Below are 20,802 nucleotides of genomic sequence, written 5' to 3' on the forward strand. Positions count from 1 at the left end.
ATAGGTAAGCGTAAAGCAGTATTCAGCGAATTGCTAATTTTATTAGTATAAAAAACTTAGCTTTTATTAGTTTGTCGCGCAGCAGGTTTGCTATAGGAAAAGCGAGCGTATCCAGGGCCTGCTGCTAGCAACGTGGCGGTCCACACAAGCCACGAAATCCTGCACAGTCTGTACTGCGGTCAACTCTTGGTCTGGAATGTGAATGTGGTAATGGTTTTCCAAGCTGAGCACTAGCTCTACGAAGTCTAGGGAGTCCATGCCCAAATCTTCGTTGAAGCGCAGGACGGAAACGTTGTTCGTAGAAGGGGTGTAATGGGAAAGCAAGCGTTGCACTTGCAGTAGAGTTTCGGAGGACATAACGGGTAGGTGTGGTAAGAGCGTAAGCGTGCGGAAGAACAGTAAGCCAGGAAGGGAGTTGCCACTAAGCTGTGAAGCCGCTGGATAGTAGCCTGAGGTATTTCATTAGGAAGGTTCTGTGGTGGCGCTTTGCTTTGTGCATCATCAAACAAAAGCAAAGCCGAATGACAAGTGACTGAAAAAAGTATTGGAGGAATCAGGGTTTCACGGCTGTTACAGAGTCGAGTACTAGGCTTCCGATTAAGATGACAGCGGACCTGTGCTCTGTGCATAGAGACGTAGGAGTTGCAGTTTTCTTGCAGCTCTTTGGAGCATATTCGTCCAATTCGGATTTATCACCGATGAACTCCCGAATTTCATCTATGCAGTGCCAGTTAGCGCCTGTAGCATAGCAAAGCGCCCTGGTAGCATACACAGTGTATGCTACCAGGGCGCTTTACTATGCTACAGGCGCTAGCGCGTAAGTAGTACGCGGCGGCTTACGTCGCCGGTGGTGCCATGAATGCGTACTACGTAGAGCCCAGCCGGTAGACCTTGCAGCTCTAGAACAGCAGTGGCACCCGCCAAGGCTTGCTGCTTGACCATTTGGCCTAAAGAGTTCAGTACTTCAATCTGACGTCCGCCGAAGCTGGTTGGAATCTCCACCCGAACCTGTCCTGATGTAGGGTTCGGATAGAGCTGCCAGGTAGGCGCTATAGTTGCTGACCGCACGGGCAGCAGCTGGGCTTGTGTGTAACGGGCTATAGCGGCATCTGCGGCAGCCCGCAGCTGCGTTAGAGTAGGGGCCGCCACTACGGCGAAGGTTACTGTAACCGAGTCAGCAGGGGCGAGGTACGGCAGGTTAGCACCAACTACCTGCGCCACGTCAGTACCGTTAGTGCTAGTAAGGCCAGCGGTACGCTGACGAGTGCCGTTGCTTAACGTACGTAGCTTCTCAGCGCGGCTGAAACCGTTGGATAGAGCCACCGAACTAGTAGATGGCGCATTTACATCAATTGCGTAGCTACTTGGTGTGCCACCTCTCAGCCACTGAATCCCTACATAACCGGCCGATGGCGTGTTGACATTGTACACGTAGCTCAAATGGCGGACGGAATCCCATACTACAGCATTGCGGTTGTAGTCGCTCACGTCCCAGTCGGCGAATATGCCAGCATAGAGCGGCTTCAGCGTGTCAGCTGTCACGTTTTTGATGTCGTACTCCAGCGTCACGTAGTCGCGGTGCGGGCCTTGCGCCCACGAGTAGCCCCGCTGCCGTACACGGGCTCCCACGGTGCGGTTGCGCGTGGCAGTGGGTAACGAATCCCGCAGTAAGCCAGTAACTTCCTGATCGGCCAATAGGGTTTGGCGCCGCATGGTAGTTTGCGCTTCACTGAAGAAGTCGGCATCAACGCCGTTGCGGTCGTTGCGGAGGCGGCTGGAAACGCGCGTTGTAGTGCCTGTGCCTAGCATCAGACCACCTTCATAAATCAGAGACGTGCCGCCTTGATAGCGTATGCCTTCGCCTTTATCCGAGCCTAACCCATCGGTGCCGAGGCTGCCGCGGTGAGTGAGGGTGAGGGCCAGGTTTCCTGCATTCAATACCACGTACTCTGGGTTGATGCGTATTGTGGTGTACTGGTCTTCCTGATAGCCGCTGGCCGGGTTGGTGAGGCGGTAGCGCAGCGTCACAGAGGTGTTGATAGGAGCTGCTGCTGCTACTTGGAGCCGGAAAGGAGCGTTTGCGTTCGAAACCTGGGCCATTGTGCCCATGGCGGTTATGTTGAACGTGCCTTGTTGCACTGTTACGTAAGGCGAAAGCGACGTAACAGTAACCGTTAGGTTGGCTATAGGCTGGAGCAAATTCTGCATCCGAACGGTCAGCCGGATGGTGTCTCCTAGCTGATAAATCGGTTTGTTGGGGCTGAGGGTGCGCTGGGTGAGGCGAACGGCGTACTGGTTGTTGGCTTGCACAGCCCGAAATACGTTCAATCGGCCAGTGCCCAGCTTGCCCACATAGGCGGCATTGCCTGGCAGCTGATACACGTTATCGGTGGTAGCGCGCAACTGCGCAATAACTTGTTCGGCAGAGAATTGTGGGAAACGAGCCCGTACCAGAGCGGCGGCGCCTGCTACCAACGGTGCTGCAAAGGAGGAGCCACCGGCCCGAACGTAATCAGAATCGGTGTCGCCCCAGGTGGTATATACACTTTCACCGGGTGCAATCAAGTCAATACGACGGCTGTACGTGGCGTTGGTCGACCGTATATCGGTAGCGCCGCACCAGCCCACTGATAACACATGGTCGTAGCTGGCGGGGTAGAAGTCTAGCTCTGCATTGGTGTTGCCGGCCGCTGCTACTAGCACTACGTCTCGGGTGAGGGCGGCGTACGATATGGCGTCCTGCTCGTACTGCGAGCGGCCACCTGCTCCACCCCACGACATGTTGATTACTTTGCAGCCGTGGTCAGCGGCGTACACAATGGCCTCGTAGCCCGCAAAGCGGCCGGTAGCGGTGCCCGGATAAATTTTCAACGGTAAAAACCGGCACTTGAACCCTACGCCAGCAATACCAACCCCATTGTCGGCGCGACCGGCCGCCGCCCCGCTGGTGTGCACGCCATGCAGTGGCTGCACCATGCCGTTGGCAGCTGGGTTGTTGTCGTTGTCGGCGAAGTCCCAGCCACGGTAATTATCGATGTAGCCGTCGTTGTCGTTGTCGATGCCGTCGGGTGGATCTTGGTAGTTGCGTTGCCACTGACCCGCTAGGTCCTGGTGGGAAAGGCGGAAACCAGTATCGGTGACGCCGATGAGCACGGTAGTGTCACCTTGGGTTACATCCCAAGCTTGGTAGGCGCGAATCGCTTTTAGGTGGTATTGTCCGGCTGCCGCCGTAGAATCAGCCAGCGGATCGTTAGGTTGATACAGGGGGGCACGGTAATAGAGTGGCTCTGCGTATTCCAGCATGCCAGTACGTAGCAACGCCGCCTGCGCTTTTTCCACCAAAGCGTCTTTCTCAAACCACACCTGGTACACCAAGGTCAGGTCGACGGTGCCTGGCTTTTCATGGTTTGGCAGCAGGGTATGCGGGAATTTTTGCTGTACCTGGGTGGCCCCCAAACGGTGAAGCAACGCATCCAGCGCTGGTACGGCCACATGAGAGACGTTTTGCGGACGAAACTCCGGCTTCAACTTGAAAACCAACGTGCCGGGTATAGTAGTCGGTTGCGTTGCAGCATCAACTGTAAGCTGTTCAACTCCTGTTGAGTGTTCGCCACTAAGCCGCTGGGCGAATCCAGTAAAAGGAATCCAACCAAAAAGTAAGAATAATGATAATTTAGAAAGAGGTATTAGTTTGTTCATAGTACGAGTGGAAGCAGATAATACTTGACCGAATCGTTGAAGAGAGCAGTGTCACTATTTGCACTAAGTTGATAAGAGTGCAAATAGTGTTATGTAAACATACTGGGTTTATACGGCTAAATCAGTATAAAATAAGGTAAAATTCAAGATTACTTTATATAGTGCTATGTCTTCTGGCTTTGTTTATTTTATACATAAACCATAAAGATATTAACTGATGTACTGCACTTTGTTGATATGTCGAACTATTGGTCGTGTTTTAGTTTGTGGAATACTTTCACTGAAAAGTTATTTTGTAAACCAAAAGTATGGGAGGCTTTATCTAGTCGAAGGAAGTGTTGATATGGGACGTATAGCCGAGCTTTGAGCAAGCTGTATCAAGTGGCCAGACTCGTGGGGCGCAAGTGCTAACCTGAGTTGAGCTTCAATCCCGTTAAGTGCCGGGCGCTTCGTATCTCAAGTCAACTTGTGGCGTGGCTTATGGGGGTGGACGCCATCAGATACAAAACACCCGTGCCCCATTGCCGCTAGGGCAATGGGGCACGGGTAATGTCTGTTCCCGGTTTAAGATTTGTTGGTTGGGCAGCGCAAACAACTATAGCTTTGCAAGCAGGGAAGGGTACTGCTTTAAACTGGTGTCAGCAGCTTTATAAGCTCAGCAATTCTCTGAATCGCACGGACTGCTGGCGCGAAACTTCCACTTCGGGGCCTCCGCGAAGCTGTATTTTCAGTGAGTTGCTAAACCAAGGTTGAATATTCTCCACCCATTTCAGGTTGATGATTTGCTGGCGGTTCACCCGGAAAAATACTCGTGGGTCGAGGCGCTGCTCTAGGTGCTGCAAGGTCCGCGGTATCAGAGGACGATGCTGGTTGAAGTAAATCTGTGTGTAGCTGCCATTAATCTCGAAAAGGCGGATATCGGATAGGCGCACAAACCAGCATTCGTCGCCATCTTTCACAAATACCTGGTCGTGTTCGGTGAGAGGGGTGGACGCCACTTCCTCGGGTGGGGACGAAGGGGGGCTTGCGGATGGGGCAGCAGGTTGCAGCTTAGCGCGTGCTCTGGTTAGGGCAGCGGCCAGCCGGTGGGCTTCAATGGGCTTGAGCAGATAATCGAGGGCATTTACTTCAAATGCCCGCAAGGCAAACTCATCATAGGCGGTAGTAAACACCACGTGCGGGGCCACATCCAAGGAAGCCAGCAATTCAAAGCCGGTTTCGCCGGGCATGTGAATATCAAGGAGGAGCAGGTCTGGCCGCAACTCCCGGACCTGAGTGCGGGCCTCGGCGGCGTGCTTGGCTTCGCCCACTATCTGAACGTCGGGGAAAGCTTGTAGTAAGTGCCGTAGCTCGTTGCGCGCCAGTCGGGAGTCGTCAACCAACAGAACGTTCATAGGGAATTGATTATCAGTGCGTACTTGGCGTCTCGCAGCGGGTAGCGGCGCCGCGGTGCTTCTACGGGTTTAGGTGGGAGGCAGCCTCGACCATTCAGGGCGTTGCAGCGGCCACGAGTATGGGAAGTTGGAGCTGCGCCACCACTGTGCCGGATTCGGAGGGCGCGTCCTGAATATCGAGGGTGGCGGTGTTGCCAAACAGCAGCGTGAGCCGTTCACGGGCGTTGCGCAACCCTACGCCGTCGTGGTTGGGGCGCGGCTGGTAGCGGCCGGTGTTCCGCACTACTATGTGCAGGTGATTGCCAGTAGCAGCAGTGCCGGGCTGCGCCCTGACATGCACAAAGCCGCCTTCGGGGCGAGGCGCAATACCATGCTTGATGGCATTTTCTACCAGCAGTTGGAGCGTCATCGGCGGAATCAGGGCCGACAAGGCAGCCGGGTCTATGTCGAGGCAATAGGTAAGGCGCTCCTCTAGCTGCATGGCTTCCAGCTCCAAGTAATGTTCCACTATTTCCAACTCCCGGCTGAGCGGCACCCGTTCGGTACTGTTGAGTTGGATGGAGTAGCGCAACAAGTCAGAGAGGTGGGTAATCATGGTGCGGGCGCGAGCGGGGTTTTCCATCACCAGGGCCCGAATGTTGTTGAGGCCGTTGAACATGAAATGCGGATTGATTTGCGCCTTCAGAGTATGCATTTCCGCTTCTCGCACGGCGGCCGCCAGCTTCCATTTATCTACCTCGGCTTGCTTGTAGCTGCGCAGGTAATACCACCCGAAGTAAAACCCGACCCAGAGCCAAAGCACAAAGTTCACGTTGAAAGCGTAGCCAATGAATTGCGCCCAGCCGTGCGGCTGCCCATCATTGGATGGCCGCACCACTGAAATCAGCATCACCCAAATAATGGCTTGGCTGAGAACCGATAGCAGCGCATTCACAACCAGCAACCGGCCCAGCAAAGGCAATGGAGCCAGCTGCTGCCAATTGTTGGCCAGAATATGGTAGCGCAACCCATGCGACAAAACGGCCAGCGTGCTCACAATAACCAGCAGAATGAGAGCGGTTTCAGACGTGAATCGTCCGAAGGCTGCAAAGACTATGGCACTGAATACCGAGTACAAACTCCAGCCAATAAGTTGCCAGCGCCAATACAGACGGCTAGGAGCGGGAACGGAAGCGTAGGAAAACATGGCGCTGAGCTAAGGACGTAGGGCTATGCCGAAGTGTATTCGGGTGGTACTGCCACCGACAGGTAGGCCTTTTGGTTTTGGCGGTAGGAAATGAATAGCAGCCCGCCTAACACACCCAGCGAACAAGCCACAAACGCCGGAATCAAATATAGATTCGCTTCTGCTGTGTGCAAACCAACAACCAGGCAACCCACTGAAATGACGCCCGCCATGAGGGCGTATGGCTTGGCACGATAAAACCAGGCATACGGAAAGAAGTGAGCCCCCGTAATGATGCCGTACGTCATGACAAAATACGCTGGGTACTTGCTGTATATGAACATAAGGAAGGGAAAATAGAAGAGCTGCGCGAAGTTCAACCACAATCCCAAGGGCTGAAGCGGGTTGTGCGCAATAGCCCAGGTGGTGCGAAACAGCTTGGAAAAAAGCCACGCCAGAGGCAAGGTAGCAGCGCCCACAAAAAATGTGATAAACCCGTTCTTGGTGGGAGAGTTGGGTAGGGTCCAGATGAAGGCTATTGCCGTCCAGACGATGCTTGCCGCGGCAATAAAGTCGAGCCCGTTCTTTGCTTTCACTGACAGCTCGAGTTGTAGCGCCGTGAATTCTTTTTCAAGTAACATAAAGGTGTTGCAGAGCGTGATGCTTTAAAGAAGTGTCCGGCCAATATCGTAGGTTCTCACGTTTCGGGGGCTTTAAAGGCTGGAAAAGCACCCGAAACGCCGGTAGTTGCCTACTTCTTGGCAATAGTGTTCTGCTTCAGAAAGGCATCGGTCTGGGCGAAAAACCAATTCGTGTCGTCGTACATCAGAAAGTGCTTGCCGGCCTCCGACATTTCGATGCGATGCTGCGGAAGCTTGGCGTACTGCTGCGCGAAAACGGCGCGCGTGCTTTCCTTGGTGCTGCCGTACTGCTGGTAGGCGGCCCAGGCACCGAGCACTAGCGTAGGCTGCTGAATGCGGGCAATGTCGGCGCGCAGGTCAGTGGTGTAAAGGTCGTACATGGCTTGGGCCACGATGGCGGGGGCGGAGGCCGTACCCCAACGGGCTAGCTGCGCTTGCCGGGTTGTATCCGTGACCATGCCCGCCACCATTTGGCGCTGGGCGGCAGCTGTCATTCCGCCTTTGGCCATCTGCTGGCGCATGCCTTCAGCCATGGGTTTGGCAGCCTCTGCCGTAAGGGTTGGGTTTTGTACGGCCGCCAAAAACGGCAGAGAATCTACCACAACCAACGGCCCAATTGCCTCGGGAGCAGTTGCGCTCAACCACAGCCCCATAAAGCCGCCCAGACTATGTCCTACAATAACAGGTTTGTTGAGCTTTTGGGTTTTGATGTACGTCAGCAACTGGTCGCGCACGTTCAGCAAGAGCTGGTTAGGGCTAGCGGGAGCCGCCGTGCCACCAAACCCCGCCAACGATACCACGTGACACTGGTACTGCTTCTGGTAGCGCGCCACCGTTTCGTCCCACACCGCTCCGGGGCAAGTCAGGCCCGGGATTAGGAGCATCGGCTGGCCTTTGCCCACTACTCGCACCGTGAAGTTAGGGTGGGCTGCGGGGCTGTCAGCAGTGGTGACCGAAGCGGAAGGAGAGAAGCTTGCGCCAGCGGCTACGGTTGGAGCGGCGAGCAAGGACGCCCCGGCCAAAAGCAATGATGCGCAAAACGAAACAGGACGGAGGGTAGCAGGGAAGTTCATGGTCAGTGGAAAGGGTTAGTTGATTGATGACCCAAACCTAAGGTGTGTTGAACCCGGCTGAAACAGGATTTCAGCGAACGGTAAATTCACCTTCTGAACTGCAAGAAACGCGGGTTGAAAGGATACGGGCTGATCCCTCTGATTCACTGCTATCAGCCACCAACCAAGCACAAACTGCTGAAGCCACATCAAAAAAGGGCGCTCGTGTAGGAGCGCCCTTTCAACTCGGCTGTACAGGCAGTAGCGCGGAACGAATTTCCTGTGGCTTCTGCGCTACTATCCTACTGCTTCGTGCAAGTATGAAAACCGAATGTAGCTGCTGCTTAAATGATGTTGCGTAGGTCGTTGCGCAGGTTCTCGATGCCGTGCCAGATTTCGCTCCAGGTGCTGTGGTCTTGGTCGGTCGGTTTGGCGTCAGAGGCTGGCGCAGGGCCCAGCTGCTCGGCCAGCTTGTTGCGCTTGGCTTCCAGCATAGCTATGTGCTCGTGGTAGGTATGAGGCGCGCCTTCGGTGGTAGCGTGAGCCCGGTTGCGCAAGGTTTTGATTTTGGAATCTAGGTCGTCGAGGGCCTGGCGTATATCGTTGTCGGAGAGGTGCTGAGGCACGCGTACGTGCTCGGGAGAAGGAATAGAGGACATGGCAGGGGGATGCTAGGGTTTGGAATGCTGATAGAATAAGATACAGCTTTTACCGCGCAAAGGATGCGCTATGTTCCCAACACGAGCGTTAGCCGCAACATAACTGCCTCACAGTACGCCTTGTCTGACAGCGAATCCAGCCTAATTTTCCCTCTCTGCCAGCACTGGCTAAAACCAGGTGTTTGTAGCAAGCACGCTCCGATAAGGTAGCTGTACGCCACTTCCCACAAGACACCTATAAAATGCAATGGGGTTCCACGGCACGGAGAGAACTAGCACCAGCTTAAAACCGAAGCGGAATGCGTTGTCAATGGAAGGTAGCTGGGATGCCTAGCTCGCGGGCCAACGGGGCTGCGGCCGAGGCGTACAGCAACGGCAATAGCTCGTTGAGCGCCGGCGCTAGCTCCACGTGGTAGTCTTCATGCAGCTTGCTGATTTGCTTCAGGGTATCGTGGGTGCGGCGCGCTAGGTGCTGAAGCAACGGCTGGGTAGGACCGTGCAGTTGCGCTACGGCGGCCGGCTGGTGGCGAAATATATTGGTGAGCAGCCGCAGGGTTAGTTCCACCTCGCCAAGCGTGTCACCAGTGATGCGGGCGTGGTAGGCGAGCCGGGCTTGCAATTGCCGCACAATATGGAGCAGGTCGTTGGGGGTTTGATGGTAGCCGCGCACGGGGTCATCTACCTGGGTGCGCAGCCGCTCACGCCGAATTTCCAGCGCATCCTCGCCCTCCAGCAGCCGAAACGTCAGTTGCTCTGTCAGCACAGAATCCTGCGCCACGAGGCGTGCCAGGAGCTGGTCTTTTTCGCGCTGGGGAAGGTTGAATAAGGCTTTGCGTAAGTCGGGGGAAAGGGCAGGCATAAAGCAGTAAAGGCAGCTGGGCTCTAAAACAAAGCTAGAACTTAAAAGCTCCCCTGCCTTTTCGAGGAGGGGAGCTTTTAAGTTCTAGGATCTACTTACTGGCTTCTAACTCTTCTTCTTGGGCTTGGCGGCAGCTTTGGTGGTGCCCGCATACGCCACCCGGTATATCACGCCGTTGTCGTCGTCTGATACCAACAAGGCTCCGTCAGCGGCCTGCACAATGGCGCAGGGGCGGCCGAACTCTGCCTTACCGCCTTCCACCAGCCAGCCAGTTACAAAATCCTCGAACTGTTGGGGCTGGCCTTGCTCGTTGAAGTGCACCCGCACGATTTTGTAGCCCGACGGCTGCGCACGGTTCCAAGAACCGTGCATGGTCACGAAAGCATCGTTCTTGTACTCGGCCGGAAACTGTTGGCTGCGGTTGAACACCAAGCCCAAGGGCGCAGAATGGGCTTTGTAGAGCAGCAACGGCCGCACGGCTTTGGCGTCGAACTGCTCGTAGGTTTCGCCGCTCTTGGGCTTGTTGGCGGGGTAGGGCTTGCCATCGGCAATGATGGATGGCCAGCCGTAGTTAGCCCCTTCCTTTATCTGGTTGAACTCTTCCTGCTGGTCTTCGTCACCGAGCCAATCAATGCCGTGGTCCATGCCGAAAAGCACCTTGGTGGTGGGGTGCCAGTCGAAGCCGATGGTGTTGCGAAGGCCGGTGGCGTACACGCGGCGGCCCGACCCATCGGTGTTTATCTGAAGCAGGGTGGCGTTTTCGGGGTTGTCTTCGTCGCAGGCGTTGCAGGTGCTGCCTACCGAGAGGTAGAGCTTGCCGTCGGGGCCGAAATTGAGGGTACGGTTGGCGTGCTGGCCGGCATCGGGCAAGTCTTTGTACAGCGTCTTGAGCTCGCCCAAGCTGCCATCAGCTTTCACATCGGCCACGTATAATTCGCGCACGGCGGCTATGTAGAGCTTGCCGTCTTTCAAGGCGAGACCGTGCAGGTGCGGCTTTTGCGCCACTTGCTGCATCACTTCCACTTTGCCGTCCTTGTTGGCGTCGCGCAGTAGAGTTACGGTTCCTTTTACGCGGTTGGAGACGTACATGTCGCCATTGGGTGCTTGCGCCAGCATCCGGGGCATGTCCAGGCCCTCCGCGTATTTCGTGACGGTGAAGCCAGCCGGAACGGTCAGGGCCTTTACGCGTTCTTCGGTAACGGGCAGTTTCTTGGGCAGGTAGATGTTGCCCGTCATCTTGAACGGGGTGCCTTCCGGCGGCACGTTCTGTGCAATAGTAGTGAAGCCGGCCAGGCAAGCGGCGGCAAGTAAAGTCGTTTTCATAAGTTGAGAGAAGCGAGACAGTAGCTTATTCAACTGCTTTTGTCGAGCTTAAGTTACGGACGAGCTTGTGCCTGGTGCAGTACTAGCGCCATAAGCGCAAGGTGCAGTCATCGGGCAAAAGCAGACAAGCGCTTTATTCATGTTGTAGCCACCACCGACCAAGCGCCACTGCCAACCAAACGCTCAACCCCGTTAACAGACTGGTGCCCCAAGCCGGCTTCGCTAAGTGGCTACTGATACGGTCGAGCCAGCGTGTCACGCCAGTGGTGGTTGCGGATTCAATTGGTACAGGTTCTTTGGGTTCAGGGCTACTAGTAAAGTCTGTTGTGCGGCGACTTGGAAGCACATACAGCGTTGTAATGGGAGAGTATAGATCAAGAAAATACTTGGTTAGGCTGGCCTGGTTTACATCGTCCAGCACATCTAGTAAGCTGCCGTAGCGCGCTTGGGTGTGAAAGCGGATTTGTAAGCCACTAGTAGTTGAGTGATGGTGCATAGCGCGGAGGTGACGCTGAGCTAAACGCAAATTGCTGCTGTCGGCCGTTGCGTTGCCTGTGAAGTCGGCGGTTTGCCAAAGGCCCTTTTTCACAGCTTCTCTGGCAAAGTCTACACATAACCCGTACGGCTCCTTCTGCTCGTCACAAATACGAGGCACAGTCAGCTGCATCACCGAATAGCGGTGGAGCCGGGGCTGATCAATCAGCCCTATACAGCCTATTAATAACAGAAAGGCAAGTGCTACCAAGCCACGGGGCAACAGCAAAGGCCGGCGGTGGCGGCGGGGCAGGTAGAGCGTAGTCATACTAGTAGCAGAGCAGTATGTGTGGTGGCGCGGTTGAAATACAGCGTATTAGATACCAATTTGTCTGGAAATCCAACCCTGGATACCAATTAACGGTTAAGCAGCAACGAATCTTGTTGTTGTTTACTATGCCTTACCGCTACGCCGCGCCCTTGCTGCTGCTGCCCGTTTCCCTTTTCGCCCAAACGCCTGCTCCCGATACCACCAGCGCCGTGCGCCTGCCCGAAGCCACGGTGACTGGCTACGGCCAGCAGTTGCCGTTGCGCCGCACGGCGGCGGCAGTAGGCGTGGTCGATGCTGCCACCTTCGAGCGGTTTCCGCAAAATGCCCTCACGCAGGCCGTTAACACGCTGCCTGGTGTGCGGTTGGAGGAGCGAGCTACAGCCAGCTACCGCCTCAGCGTGCGAGGCAGTACGCTCCGCTCGCCGTTCGGGGTGCGCAACGTGAAGGTGTACTACGAAGGCATTCCCTTCACCGAAGCCAGCGGCAGCACTGCCCTCAACCTGCTCGACCCCAGCCAGATTGGTCGGCTGGAAGTGATAAAGGGCCCGACCGCCAGCGTGTACGGTGCCGGTACGGGAGGCGCGGTCTTGCTTGAAAACCGCCGTCCTGTAGCCGGCCAAACCCGGGTGCAAGCAGGCTTTACGGCGGGCTCGTATGGGTTGCGCCGCAGCACTGTAGCAGTAGAAAGTGGTACTGCCACCGGCTACTTCCGCGCCCAGTATGCCCGCCAAACCCTCGATGGCTACCGCGAGCAAAGCAGCCTGCGCCGCGACGTGCTGGTACTGGATGGCGAACTGCGGCCCACCGAGAAAAGCACGTTGTCGGTGCACGCCCTGTACACCGACCTCGACTACGACATACCCGGCAGCCTTACCCGCGCCCAGTTCGAGGCCAACCCACGACAGGCCCGGCCCGGTACGGCCACGGCGCCTGGAACAGTGGAGCAGCAAGCAGGCTATGCCACCCGCACCGCCTTGCTCGGGGCCACCTACGAGTACCGCTTCACCGACCAGCTTTCCAGCCGAACCACCGTGTATGGCACCGGCAGCAACATTGCCACGCCGTTTTTGGTGGACTTGGAACGCAACACGTTGCTCGGTGGTGGCGGCCGCACGGTGCTGAATTACCGCACCACGTTGGCGGGCCGTACACTGCGTTTACAGGGCGGCGCGGAACTGCAAAACGGCTTCGAAAGCTCCCGCAACTACCAAAACCGTGGCGGCACTCCCGGCACGTTGCGCTACGACGATGAAATCCGGGCCGTCACGGGCTTTGGGTTTGCGCAGGCAGATTACGAGCTGCCAGCCGGTTTTCTGCTCACGGCGGGGGCCAGCTACAACCGGCTGCGCTACCGCATCAACCGGCTCACCGACGCCGTAACGCCGTCGGCGGGCTTTCAGTACGAGCGGACCTTTCAGCCCGAAGTGTCGCCGCGGGTGGCGCTGCTTAAAGAGCTAACGCCGCAGATTTCGGCGTATGCCAACGTAAGCAGTGGTTTCTCGCCGCCCACCGAAGAAGAAATTCGGACTTCGGATGCTTCCCTCAACCGCGACCTGCAAGCCGAGCGTGGCACCAGCTACGAGGTAGGCACGCGGGGCAAGCTGCTGAACAACCAAGTGACCTTCGACGTGGCCGCGTATGACTTTCGGTTGCGCGAAACCATTGTGTCGCGTACTGATGCGCAAGGCACCCAGTTATTCGCCAACTCCGGTACCACGCGCCAGCGCGGGATAGAAGCGGCCTTGAGTGGCTGGCTCTGGCAAACTGCTTCCGATGCCGCTGCCGTAGCTTCAGCCAACACGGCGGGCCCGGCGCCTACCGCTGCCGGTCCGTACGGGCTGCGCCTCTGGGCGAGCTACGCTTACAACCACTACCGTTTCGGGCGCTACGAGTCGGGCGGCAACGACTTCAGCGGCAACCGCCTCACCGGCACCGCACCCCACACACTCAGCGCCGGATTCGACTTCAGCGAACGGCTCGGGTTCTACCTCAGCCCCACCCTCAACCACCAGGCACGTTTGCCCCTCAACGATGCTAACACCGTGGAAGCTGCGGGCTACTGGACCTTCGCAGCCCGTGGCGGCTGGCGGCGCACCGCCGCGGCTGTTGGCCTAGACCGCCTGGAGTTGGATATTTTCGCCGGCGTTGAGAATGCTACCGACCGTCGCTATTCCCTCGGCAACGACCTCAATGCGTTCGGCAACCGCTACTTCCAGCCCGCTCCTGGCCGCAACTATTACGGCGGCGTGCAAGCAGGCTGGCGTTTGTAGCGCACCAAGTATTATACACCAACACAAGGGCCGTCGGGTAGGAGCAAGCTCCCGCCCGACGGCCCTTGTGTTGGTATGCGGGTGTCTTTACACTTTCACCTTCTTGCCCGTCCGGGCGGCCTCATAAATGGCCATGATGATGCGGACGTCTTTGAGGCCTTCTTCGCCGGGTGTTTTAGGCGTTTTGTTTTCCAGCACGCACTCAGCCATGTGGTCTAGCTCGGCGGCGAATTGGTTGCCTTCCTTGAGGCTAGCTTTCATTTCGCCCTCCTTGGTCCCGATGGTCATGTTGTGCTTGTAGTAGTCGGTAGCCGGGTCAAGGTCGAGGTAGGCTTTATCGCCAAACACGCGGTAGCGCTTCACTTCCTGGATGCTGTATGCGCTGGTGCAGGAGGCCAGCACGCCACTCGGAAAACGCAGCGTGAAGTGAATCACGTCTTCCACTTCCTTGAACCGCGGGTCCGACTTGTCGGTGTATTCTTGAGCCGTTACTTCCACGGGCTCCTCGCCGGTGAGGTAGCGGGCGGCGTTTAGGGAGTAGATGCCGATGTCCATGAGTGACCCGCCGCCGGCCGTTTTCTTCACCACGCGCCAGGCTTCTGCCTTCTCTTCGGTGGGCTTCACAATGCGGCCGTGGTCGGCCGTAATCTGGCGGAGCTTGCCTAGCTCGCCTTTCTTGATGCGCGCAATAGCATCCAGGTTGAACGGCTCGAACTGCGCGCGGTAGGCTACCATCAGCTTTTTACCCGCCTTGTTGCAGGCGTCAATCATTTTTTGGCAATCTGCTACCGAAGTGGCCATGGGCTTCTCGCTGAGCACGTGCTTGCCCGCTTTGGCGGCCCGCACCGTGTACTCCATGTGCAGGGAAGGCGGCAGCACGATGTACACCACATCAACGGCCGGATTGTCCTTGATGGAATCGAAGTTGTCGTAGCTATAGACGCTCTTGGGGTCTACGCCGTACTCGGCGGCCAGTTGCTTGGCTTTGTCTGGCGAGCCGCTGACCAAAGCCGTGATTTTGGCGTGCTTGCAGTCTTTGAAAGCTGGCATCATCTGCTGGGTGGCAAACTTGCCGAGGCCCACGATGGCGAAGCCGAGCTTGCGTTGGGTTTCGTCTTTGGTAGTAGCGCTTGCCGCAGCAAGGGGCAGCGCGGCGGCTGGCCCGGCCATGGCAGCTACGGCGGCCGTTAAGCTGGCTTGCCGCACAAACTGCCGGCGCGATGCAAGGTGATTGGGTGTAACAGGCATAGGTGGAAAAACGGATAGATACCAACAAGCTGAACGGGTAAACAGGCCCGGGCGTTATCTCTATCTAGCAGTGCCCGTAGCCTATACCACATCCGTCCTGACTGGGCTTTACTAAACGCCAGGGCCGGAGTAGGGGGCTTTGGCTACGAGCCGCAGGTCGGCGCTGCGTCGGCTCCTACCGAGGCGCTCCGGCGTTCGAGCAGTAGCGTGTCGCGCCAGATACCGTGTAACTTCCCAATTCGCTCACGCCGGCCTACTTCCCGAAAGCCCGCTTGCAGGTGAATAGTGATGCTTGCAACGTTTTCAGGAAAAACGCCAGCCTGTAGCGTCCAGATACCATTGGCTTCAGATTCCGTAATTAATGCGGCCAACAGCTGCCGGCCCAGGCCGCGCCCTCTCGCTTCCTGCGCCACGTACACGCTCACTTCAGCTACCCCACCGTACACGCAGCGCCCCGAAACCGGGGATAGTGCAGCCCAGCCCAACACGTTGTGCTTCAATCCACCCTGGTCGGCCTCCACTGCCACAAGGCGGCTGTGTGGTAGGTGGCTGCTGTCCCATTCTTCCCAGGATGGAGCCGTTGTCGTGAACGTAGCATTGCCGGTGGCAATACCTTCCTCGTAAATGTTTCGCACTTCAAGCCAGTGCGTAGCCGTCAGAGGGTGTAATATTATCATGATAGACAGAGCTTTATCACCTAAAGGTAGTTAGGCGTACAGGCGGTGCCGCGCCAACCTGCGCAAGGTAGACGCTATAACTGTGTTAGCCACACGAATCAGGCTAGGCACCTTGTGAGCCTGTTACACTCACTGCCCCAACGAAAAAAGCCTCCCGCGCAATGCGGGAGGCTTTTCAGCTAGGTGTGTTTACACAGCTTAGCGGTTGTTATCGTCGATGGGGTTGTTGAAGCCCGGGTCCGAGAATTCACCTTCGTGGTTCATGCGGTTGGAAGCGTCAGGGCCATGGTTGGTGTCTTCCGGAATGCCCGTGGTTTCAGCTTCCAGCCGGTCAGAGGTATCGAGGGTGCCTTCCTCGTCTTTTTTGTAGCCATACAGCTCCTCGCGGTGCTTGCGCTGTTCGTCGGTCAGGTTGGCACCCGACTGCGGATCGAGTGCAGCGGCCGCATCTTGCGATTCTTGCGGCTGCTGGTTGTTTTTATCTGCCATGATGGTGGAGAGTAAGATGGAAATACGAAAGAGAGTTCAGGCGCAAGAGGCGTTTACTTGCCCGGGATTCCCAAGCCGCCATCCTTGCGCAAAGCGCTGAACTCGTCGGGGTTGTCGTTGCTGCCGTCGTTGGGGTTGGTACGCTCCGAATCAGCCGTTTCCGGCTCGGCGCCCGTGCTATGGTTGGCTGGCTCGTTGGTAGCCCAGTTGCGGGTGCCTCCACCGTAGCGCGGATCGTCTTTGGCCCAGCCTTCGCGCTGGTCTTCGTAGCTGTCGTCCTTGGTTAGGTCAGCGGCTTGCGGGTCCAGGTTTTGCGGTACGCTGCCCCGCTGCAAGGGGTCAACGGTGCTGGGGGCCGCTTGGCCATCAGGGTTGGCGCCTGCGCGGCGGTCGGGCTGCTGGTTGTTGGAAGCAGTTGGTGACTCTGGATGCCCGAAGTCGCCGTACTGGGGCGTGCCACTGGTGCTGGGATTGGAAATGTGGCTATGGTCGTTCGGATCGTTGACGCCGCGCTCCAGATTATCAGGATACTTGTTGGGTGCGTTGTTGAAATCGTCCGCGTTGTCAGAAGTATTGTCGCTGGAAGAAGGGTTCGTTTGCATCAGTGAAAAAACTGGAGGTGGGAACAAGGAAGACTGTAGGGCAGTGGCCCTGGCTAGCATACGCAGGCTGGGCGGTATGTGGTTAGGATACGGCCAAAATAATCCGGGCTACGTACTCCCTGCGGATTCTTTGTTTCACTTTCCGACCCTCATTTTCCTCTGCTTTATGTCGTTCCCTATTCAGCACCAGCCTCAAGACCAAGAATTCACTGCCACCGTTGATGGGCACTCGGCCGAACTAGCCTACAGCCAGCCCAACCCCGAAACCATTGATTTCGCCCACACCTTCGTCGATGAAGAGTTGCGCGGCAAAGGGGTAGGCGAGGCGCTGGCCCAGGAAGGACTCAACTACGCCCGTGAGCAAGGCTTGCGCGTGCTTACCAGCTGCAAATTCATGGCCGCTTACGTCAAGCGCCACCCCGAGTACCAGGATTTGCTGGCGAAGTAGGCCGAAATTCTCCCGAATAACATTAACGCACCAAAAAGCCGCGGCTCCGTATTGGAACCGCGGCTTTTTCGGGTAAAGAGTGTTGTAAAGGTTGCTCGTAGCACCACGCTACGGCTTCACGGCCACGCGGCTGGTGTACCGTGTTCCATCAACCGTCACCCGGACAGAGTAGAGGCCGGCTGGGAGCTTCTGGACGTCTAGGGTGGCCGTTTCGGCGCCGGTTAGGGGCTGGGTTTGGGCTAGTACCAACTGGCCCAGCGCGTTGTAGAGGTTAATACTCGCCGAATGGCGGCCGCGCAAGCCGGATACTTGCACCTGCACGGTGGTTGCGGCCGGGTTGGGGTACACCGCCAAGCCAGTATTCAGCGGCGCGTTTTTGGTAGTGGAGCTAACTACACAAGCCGCGCTGGTGTGGCTACCGACGTTGGTGTACACATCGGTGCCCAGCGCCTGCCAAGTGGCGGCGGCTACGCTCCAGCGGCCTTCGCCGCGAGCCACATTGGGCCGGCGCACAAGCGTATTGTTGGTGGTTGAGCCGCCGGGAATAGTCCAGGTGGAGCCTGGGTCTACGCCTACTACGCCAATTATATCAAGCGTGTCGGAGCCTTCCATCAAGGCAATGGCGTCATTGCCGTTGAAGAACCCAACCGCCGACTGCAAGTCAGTTTGGGCTAAAACTACCGGCGATACCACGCCTGTGTTAGCTACCACATACACGTCGCCGGGCGCAATGGTACCGGTGAGCAATTGCGTGGCAGTGGGCGTATTCGAGCCATTGGCATACAAATCGATGCGGTAAGCAGCTAGGTTGATGGGGGATGAGGTAGGGTTGAAAATCTCCAGCGCCTTAGTGTTTGTCGCCGATCCTTCCACATATTCCGAGAAGTACGGGTCGGTGCAAGGCGAGCCTGCTGGGGCCTGGTCGTCGTTGAGGATGGTAAGCGTATGAGCGGTGGGCGCAAGCAAGAGCACGGCCGCGTTGGTTGGCGTACCGAGGCGCAAACGCACTGTCTCGTTGGGTTCGGGAGTGGCGTCGCCGGTTACCGTTACTGTCACGGCTTGCGTTTGGGTGGCCGTGCCTGCTGCGAAGGTCAACGAATTGGTATTCAGAAGGAAATCAGCGGCCGTGGCCGTAGTAGTGGCAGCATCCACTGCAACCGGCACCGTCACGCCACCTGCCGGAATATTCTCGGCCGTTACGTTCACGGTGTAAGTGGTGGTGTCAGCGTTGCCCTCCGTAACAGAGCCCGTAGCGGCCGCAAAACGCACTGAAGGCGGCGTGCCGTCGTCGTTAGTAATCGTTAGCTCGTGCGTGGCTGGTGCCCCAACCGCTCCTCCAAGGGTCGTTGGTAGAAGCCGCAGCACTACGGTTTCGTCGGCTTCGGGTGTGGTGTCGCCGTTCACCGTTAGTGTTACCGTCTGGCGGGTCATGCCAGGTGTGAATATCAGAATTTGAGGCCAGATGAATGTGAAATCGGAACCTTCAAGGGCGGTGGAAGTAACGGGGTTGAGAAGCACATTTGCAATAATCGTCGAAGTAGGTGCGGGCGTCAGCGTTACGGTGGTGGTGTAGGTGGTGGTGCCGGTGTTGCCCTCACTTACACTGCCGGTAGCTGTTGCGAAGCTAAACGTGGGAACCACTTGAAAGCCGTAGGCGCGGGCTACCAAATCAGGGTAAGCAATGTAAGGGTTGAAGTTGCCTTGGCTTTTGGCCGTGCGCCGGTTCCGTTCCCGCTCCCGAGCGTCTACCGGGTCGGCGAGGTGCCACTGATACAGCGTGTTCAGATCGGCCAAAGCGGTGATGGTATCCTTGCCGGCATCGAATGCCTGGCCCTGGTGCATGGTGTAGAAGTAGAACGCTGCCCGGGCCAAGTTGCCTTTGTGATCTTCGCGCGGCTCGAATTGCGTGTTAGTGTCCTCGCTCCACTCGTTGATGTTGGTGGTAGGAATGGTGTTTTGGCTTTGCGTGCCCCGTACCCATTTCAGCGTTTGGGCATCCGGAATTTCAGCAAATGGGTCCGAGCCCCGATCGGAGTTCCACGTGTCGTAGGTAGGGAAAAGGTGGTGAATGTCGGAGCGCATCCGCACGGTTTCATTGAACCACGACTGCGGAATGGAATGCTCGCAGTTGATCCGGGTCACCACGCCGGGGTTGGTGCTGACGGAGTCGAGCGGCGTGTTTTCGGTGTAGCCCGAGTAGACGCACACCACGCTGCCGTTCTGGTTGTCGATGTAATTGTACATTTTGCCACGGGCCGCGCTGTAGCTAAGCACGGTGCGCTGGCCGTCGTACCAGTTTTGGCGCAGCCAACGTTTCAACGGCTGCCCCTGAAGCGTAACGGGTGGGGGAGGAGGCATTACTTGAGCCGAAGTGGCCAGGCTAGTGAAAGCCAATACTGCCCCTAGTATGCGAGAGAAGAGGTGTTTCATTGAAAAGAGAAGTCTGAGTGAGGAACAACCATTTCAAAGGTCGTAATTCCGGGTGTAGGTTGGATTGTCTATTTGTTAAATCCTTGGTTACAACTGGATAATTCACAGGCACCTTTCTCTGCCCTAAACGAAAAAAGACCCGCCTTACTAAGGCGGGTCTTTTCGTAAGTTGCTGATTGCGTGACAGGTTTGCTGTCAGCAGCCTGATGCTTACTTAGTAGGCATCAATACGGCGTCAATGACGTGAGTGATACCGTTGCTGGATACCACATTTGGCGTTGTTACGGTGGCCGTGCCGCCTTTAGCGTCGCGCAGCATTACCGAGCCTCCTTTGGCTGATACGGTTAGCGTTTCACCTTCCACGGTGGTTAGTGTTTGGCCATCTTTGAGGTCGGCGGCCATCAGGCGGCCGGGTACTACGTGGTAGGTTAGGATGGTGGTCAGTTTCTGCTTGTTCTCGGGCATCACCAGTGTGTTGACGGTGCCAGCCGGCAACTTTTCAAACGCCGCATTGGTGGGGGCAAATACCGTGAAAGGACCAGCGCCCTTCAGGGTTTCCACCAAACCACCCGCTTTCACAGCGGCTACCAAGGTGGTGTGCTCTGAAGAACCTACCGCATTATCAACGATGTCTTTATCGGGCGTCATCATGGCGCCGCCCACCATCACACCGCCGGAGGTGCTCATGTTGGTTGCCGCACCCGTGCTGCTCATTTGCATGTCCTTCATGTCCTTGCCTTCGCGGGGCTTGGTGGTAGCCTTCATTTTGCTGCCGTCCTTGGCTTTGCCCTTCAGCTTTAATTTGCCATCATCGGCAACTTTGGTTTTAGTAACCATGTCGCCGTCCTTCATCTTGGTCTTTTCGTCGTCCGACTTGGTCTTAACATCGCTTTGAGCTAGTGAAACCGTAGCGGTGCCAACAGAGAGGACTAATGTTAAAGCGCTGAGAGACAGAATATTCTTAAACATGTGAGAGAAGTTTAGTGAGAGTGGTTGACATATCGTTGGGAGACTATACGCACCAAGCACAACAACGGATGT

General features: G+C 56.7%; 18 protein-coding genes. 2 read left to right on the forward strand and 16 right to left on the reverse strand.

Annotated elements, in window-relative coordinates; genetic code table 11:
* Positions 1-90: 90 nt before the first annotated feature.
* The 10 genes from MTX78_RS07055 to MTX78_RS07100 all read right to left on the reverse strand — a co-directional run bounded on the left by MTX78_RS07055 (position 91) and on the right by MTX78_RS07100 (position 11,594).
* Complete coding sequence (locus MTX78_RS07055) at positions 91-357, reverse strand: acyl carrier protein (RefSeq protein ID WP_243801182.1); 267 nt, start codon at positions 355-357, stop codon at positions 91-93.
* Positions 358-810: 453 nt separating this feature from the next.
* Positions 811-3,540 carry a S8 family peptidase gene (locus MTX78_RS07060; RefSeq protein ID WP_243801183.1) on the reverse strand — a complete coding sequence of 910 codons (2,730 nt, stop codon included), beginning with the start codon at positions 3,538-3,540 and terminating at the stop codon, positions 811-813.
* A gap of 806 nt (positions 3,541-4,346) precedes the next feature.
* Positions 4,347-5,093 carry a LytR/AlgR family response regulator transcription factor gene (locus tag MTX78_RS07065; RefSeq protein WP_243801185.1) on the reverse strand — a complete coding sequence of 249 codons (747 nt, stop codon included), beginning with the start codon at positions 5,091-5,093 and terminating at the stop codon, positions 4,347-4,349.
* A 94-nt stretch (positions 5,094-5,187) separates the two neighbouring features.
* Positions 5,188-6,279: a sensor histidine kinase gene (locus tag MTX78_RS07070; protein WP_243801186.1), complete on the reverse strand. Its 1,092-nt coding sequence runs from the start codon at positions 6,277-6,279 to the stop codon at positions 5,188-5,190.
* Between the two features lie 23 nt (positions 6,280-6,302).
* Positions 6,303-6,899 (reverse strand): DUF7010 family protein, encoded by a 597-nt coding sequence (locus MTX78_RS07075; protein WP_243801188.1) that lies wholly within the window; start codon positions 6,897-6,899, stop codon positions 6,303-6,305.
* 110 nt (positions 6,900-7,009) lie between these two features.
* Positions 7,010-7,972: an alpha/beta fold hydrolase gene (locus MTX78_RS07080; RefSeq protein ID WP_243801189.1), complete on the reverse strand. Its 963-nt coding sequence runs from the start codon at positions 7,970-7,972 to the stop codon at positions 7,010-7,012.
* Between the two features lie 323 nt (positions 7,973-8,295).
* Positions 8,296-8,610, reverse strand: coding sequence for a hypothetical protein (locus tag MTX78_RS07085; protein WP_243801190.1), 315 nt, complete (start codon positions 8,608-8,610; stop codon positions 8,296-8,298).
* A 307-nt stretch (positions 8,611-8,917) separates the two neighbouring features.
* Positions 8,918-9,469, reverse strand: coding sequence for a hypothetical protein (locus tag MTX78_RS07090; RefSeq protein WP_243801191.1), 552 nt, complete (start codon positions 9,467-9,469; stop codon positions 8,918-8,920).
* Between the two features lie 105 nt (positions 9,470-9,574).
* Positions 9,575-10,792 carry a PQQ-dependent sugar dehydrogenase gene (locus tag MTX78_RS07095; RefSeq protein ID WP_243801193.1) on the reverse strand — a complete coding sequence of 406 codons (1,218 nt, stop codon included), beginning with the start codon at positions 10,790-10,792 and terminating at the stop codon, positions 9,575-9,577.
* Between the two features lie 133 nt (positions 10,793-10,925).
* Positions 10,926-11,594, reverse strand: coding sequence for a hypothetical protein (locus tag MTX78_RS07100; RefSeq protein WP_243801195.1), 669 nt, complete (start codon positions 11,592-11,594; stop codon positions 10,926-10,928).
* Positions 11,595-11,722: 128 nt separating this feature from the next.
* Here MTX78_RS07100 and MTX78_RS07105 point away from each other — a divergent pair, with 128 nt between their 5' ends.
* A complete protein-coding gene (locus MTX78_RS07105; RefSeq protein ID WP_243801196.1) occupies positions 11,723-13,867 on the forward strand; it encodes a TonB-dependent receptor family protein in 2,145 nt (714 codons plus the stop codon).
* A gap of 87 nt (positions 13,868-13,954) precedes the next feature.
* On the opposite strand, the gene MTX78_RS07110 is transcribed toward MTX78_RS07105, so the two are convergent.
* From MTX78_RS07110 to MTX78_RS07125, 4 genes are all read right to left on the reverse strand, one after another.
* Positions 13,955-15,115: a Gfo/Idh/MocA family protein gene (locus MTX78_RS07110; protein WP_243801198.1), complete on the reverse strand. Its 1,161-nt coding sequence runs from the start codon at positions 15,113-15,115 to the stop codon at positions 13,955-13,957.
* A gap of 143 nt (positions 15,116-15,258) precedes the next feature.
* The gene (locus MTX78_RS07115) at positions 15,259-15,792 is read right to left on the reverse strand and encodes a GNAT family N-acetyltransferase (protein ID WP_243801199.1); all 534 of its coding nucleotides are present in this window, start codon (positions 15,790-15,792) and stop codon (positions 15,259-15,261) included.
* A gap of 198 nt (positions 15,793-15,990) precedes the next feature.
* Positions 15,991-16,281, reverse strand: coding sequence for a hypothetical protein (locus MTX78_RS07120; protein ID WP_243801200.1), 291 nt, complete (start codon positions 16,279-16,281; stop codon positions 15,991-15,993).
* Positions 16,282-16,334: 53 nt separating this feature from the next.
* Entirely contained in the window at positions 16,335-16,883 is a 549-nt protein-coding gene (locus MTX78_RS07125; protein ID WP_243801201.1) for a hypothetical protein, read from the reverse strand.
* Positions 16,884-17,049: 166 nt separating this feature from the next.
* Here MTX78_RS07125 and MTX78_RS07130 point away from each other — a divergent pair, with 166 nt between their 5' ends.
* Entirely contained in the window at positions 17,050-17,331 is a 282-nt protein-coding gene (locus tag MTX78_RS07130; RefSeq protein ID WP_243801202.1) for a GNAT family N-acetyltransferase, read from the forward strand.
* 108 nt (positions 17,332-17,439) lie between these two features.
* Here the strand turns inward: MTX78_RS07130 and MTX78_RS07135 are convergent, their stop codons facing one another.
* Positions 17,440-19,761, reverse strand: coding sequence for an endonuclease (locus MTX78_RS07135; protein WP_243801203.1), 2,322 nt, complete (start codon positions 19,759-19,761; stop codon positions 17,440-17,442).
* A 210-nt stretch (positions 19,762-19,971) separates the two neighbouring features.
* A complete protein-coding gene (locus tag MTX78_RS07140; RefSeq protein WP_243802832.1) occupies positions 19,972-20,490 on the reverse strand; it encodes a fasciclin domain-containing protein in 519 nt (172 codons plus the stop codon).
* Positions 20,491-20,802: the final 312 nt, after the last annotated feature.

The organism is Hymenobacter tibetensis (assembly GCF_022827545.1).
GTDB classification, from domain to species: Bacteria; Bacteroidota; Bacteroidia; order Cytophagales; family Hymenobacteraceae; genus Hymenobacter; species Hymenobacter tibetensis.

Coding starts and splice junctions, on each gene's coding strand:
- MTX78_RS07055 (WP_243801182.1), bottom strand. CDS start 357: ATGTCCTCCGAAACTCTACTGCAAGTGCAACGCTTGCTTTCCCATTAC.
- MTX78_RS07065 (WP_243801185.1), bottom strand. CDS start 5,093: ATGAACGTTCTGTTGGTTGACGACTCCCGACTGGCGCGCAACGAGCTA.
- MTX78_RS07070 (WP_243801186.1), bottom strand. CDS start 6,279: ATGTTTTCCTACGCTTCCGTTCCCGCTCCTAGCCGTCTGTATTGGCGC.
- MTX78_RS07075 (WP_243801188.1), bottom strand. CDS start 6,899: ATGTTACTTGAAAAAGAATTCACGGCGCTACAACTCGAGCTGTCAGTG.
- MTX78_RS07080 (WP_243801189.1), bottom strand. CDS start 7,972: ATGAACTTCCCTGCTACCCTCCGTCCTGTTTCGTTTTGCGCATCATTG.
- MTX78_RS07085 (WP_243801190.1), bottom strand. CDS start 8,610: ATGTCCTCTATTCCTTCTCCCGAGCACGTACGCGTGCCTCAGCACCTC.
- MTX78_RS07090 (WP_243801191.1), bottom strand. CDS start 9,469: ATGCCTGCCCTTTCCCCCGACTTACGCAAAGCCTTATTCAACCTTCCC.
- MTX78_RS07095 (WP_243801193.1), bottom strand. CDS start 10,792: ATGAAAACGACTTTACTTGCCGCCGCTTGCCTGGCCGGCTTCACTACT.
- MTX78_RS07100 (WP_243801195.1), bottom strand. CDS start 11,594: ATGACTACGCTCTACCTGCCCCGCCGCCACCGCCGGCCTTTGCTGTTG.
- MTX78_RS07105 (WP_243801196.1), top strand. CDS start 11,723: ATGCCTTACCGCTACGCCGCGCCCTTGCTGCTGCTGCCCGTTTCCCTT.
- MTX78_RS07110 (WP_243801198.1), bottom strand. CDS start 15,115: ATGCCTGTTACACCCAATCACCTTGCATCGCGCCGGCAGTTTGTGCGG.
- MTX78_RS07115 (WP_243801199.1), bottom strand. CDS start 15,792: ATGATAATATTACACCCTCTGACGGCTACGCACTGGCTTGAAGTGCGA.
- MTX78_RS07120 (WP_243801200.1), bottom strand. CDS start 16,281: ATGGCAGATAAAAACAACCAGCAGCCGCAAGAATCGCAAGATGCGGCC.
- MTX78_RS07125 (WP_243801201.1), bottom strand. CDS start 16,883: ATGCAAACGAACCCTTCTTCCAGCGACAATACTTCTGACAACGCGGAC.
- MTX78_RS07130 (WP_243801202.1), top strand. CDS start 17,050: ATGTCGTTCCCTATTCAGCACCAGCCTCAAGACCAAGAATTCACTGCC.
- MTX78_RS07135 (WP_243801203.1), bottom strand. CDS start 19,761: ATGAAACACCTCTTCTCTCGCATACTAGGGGCAGTATTGGCTTTCACT.
- MTX78_RS07140 (WP_243802832.1), bottom strand. CDS start 20,490: ATGAAGGACATGCAAATGAGCAGCACGGGTGCGGCAACCAACATGAGC.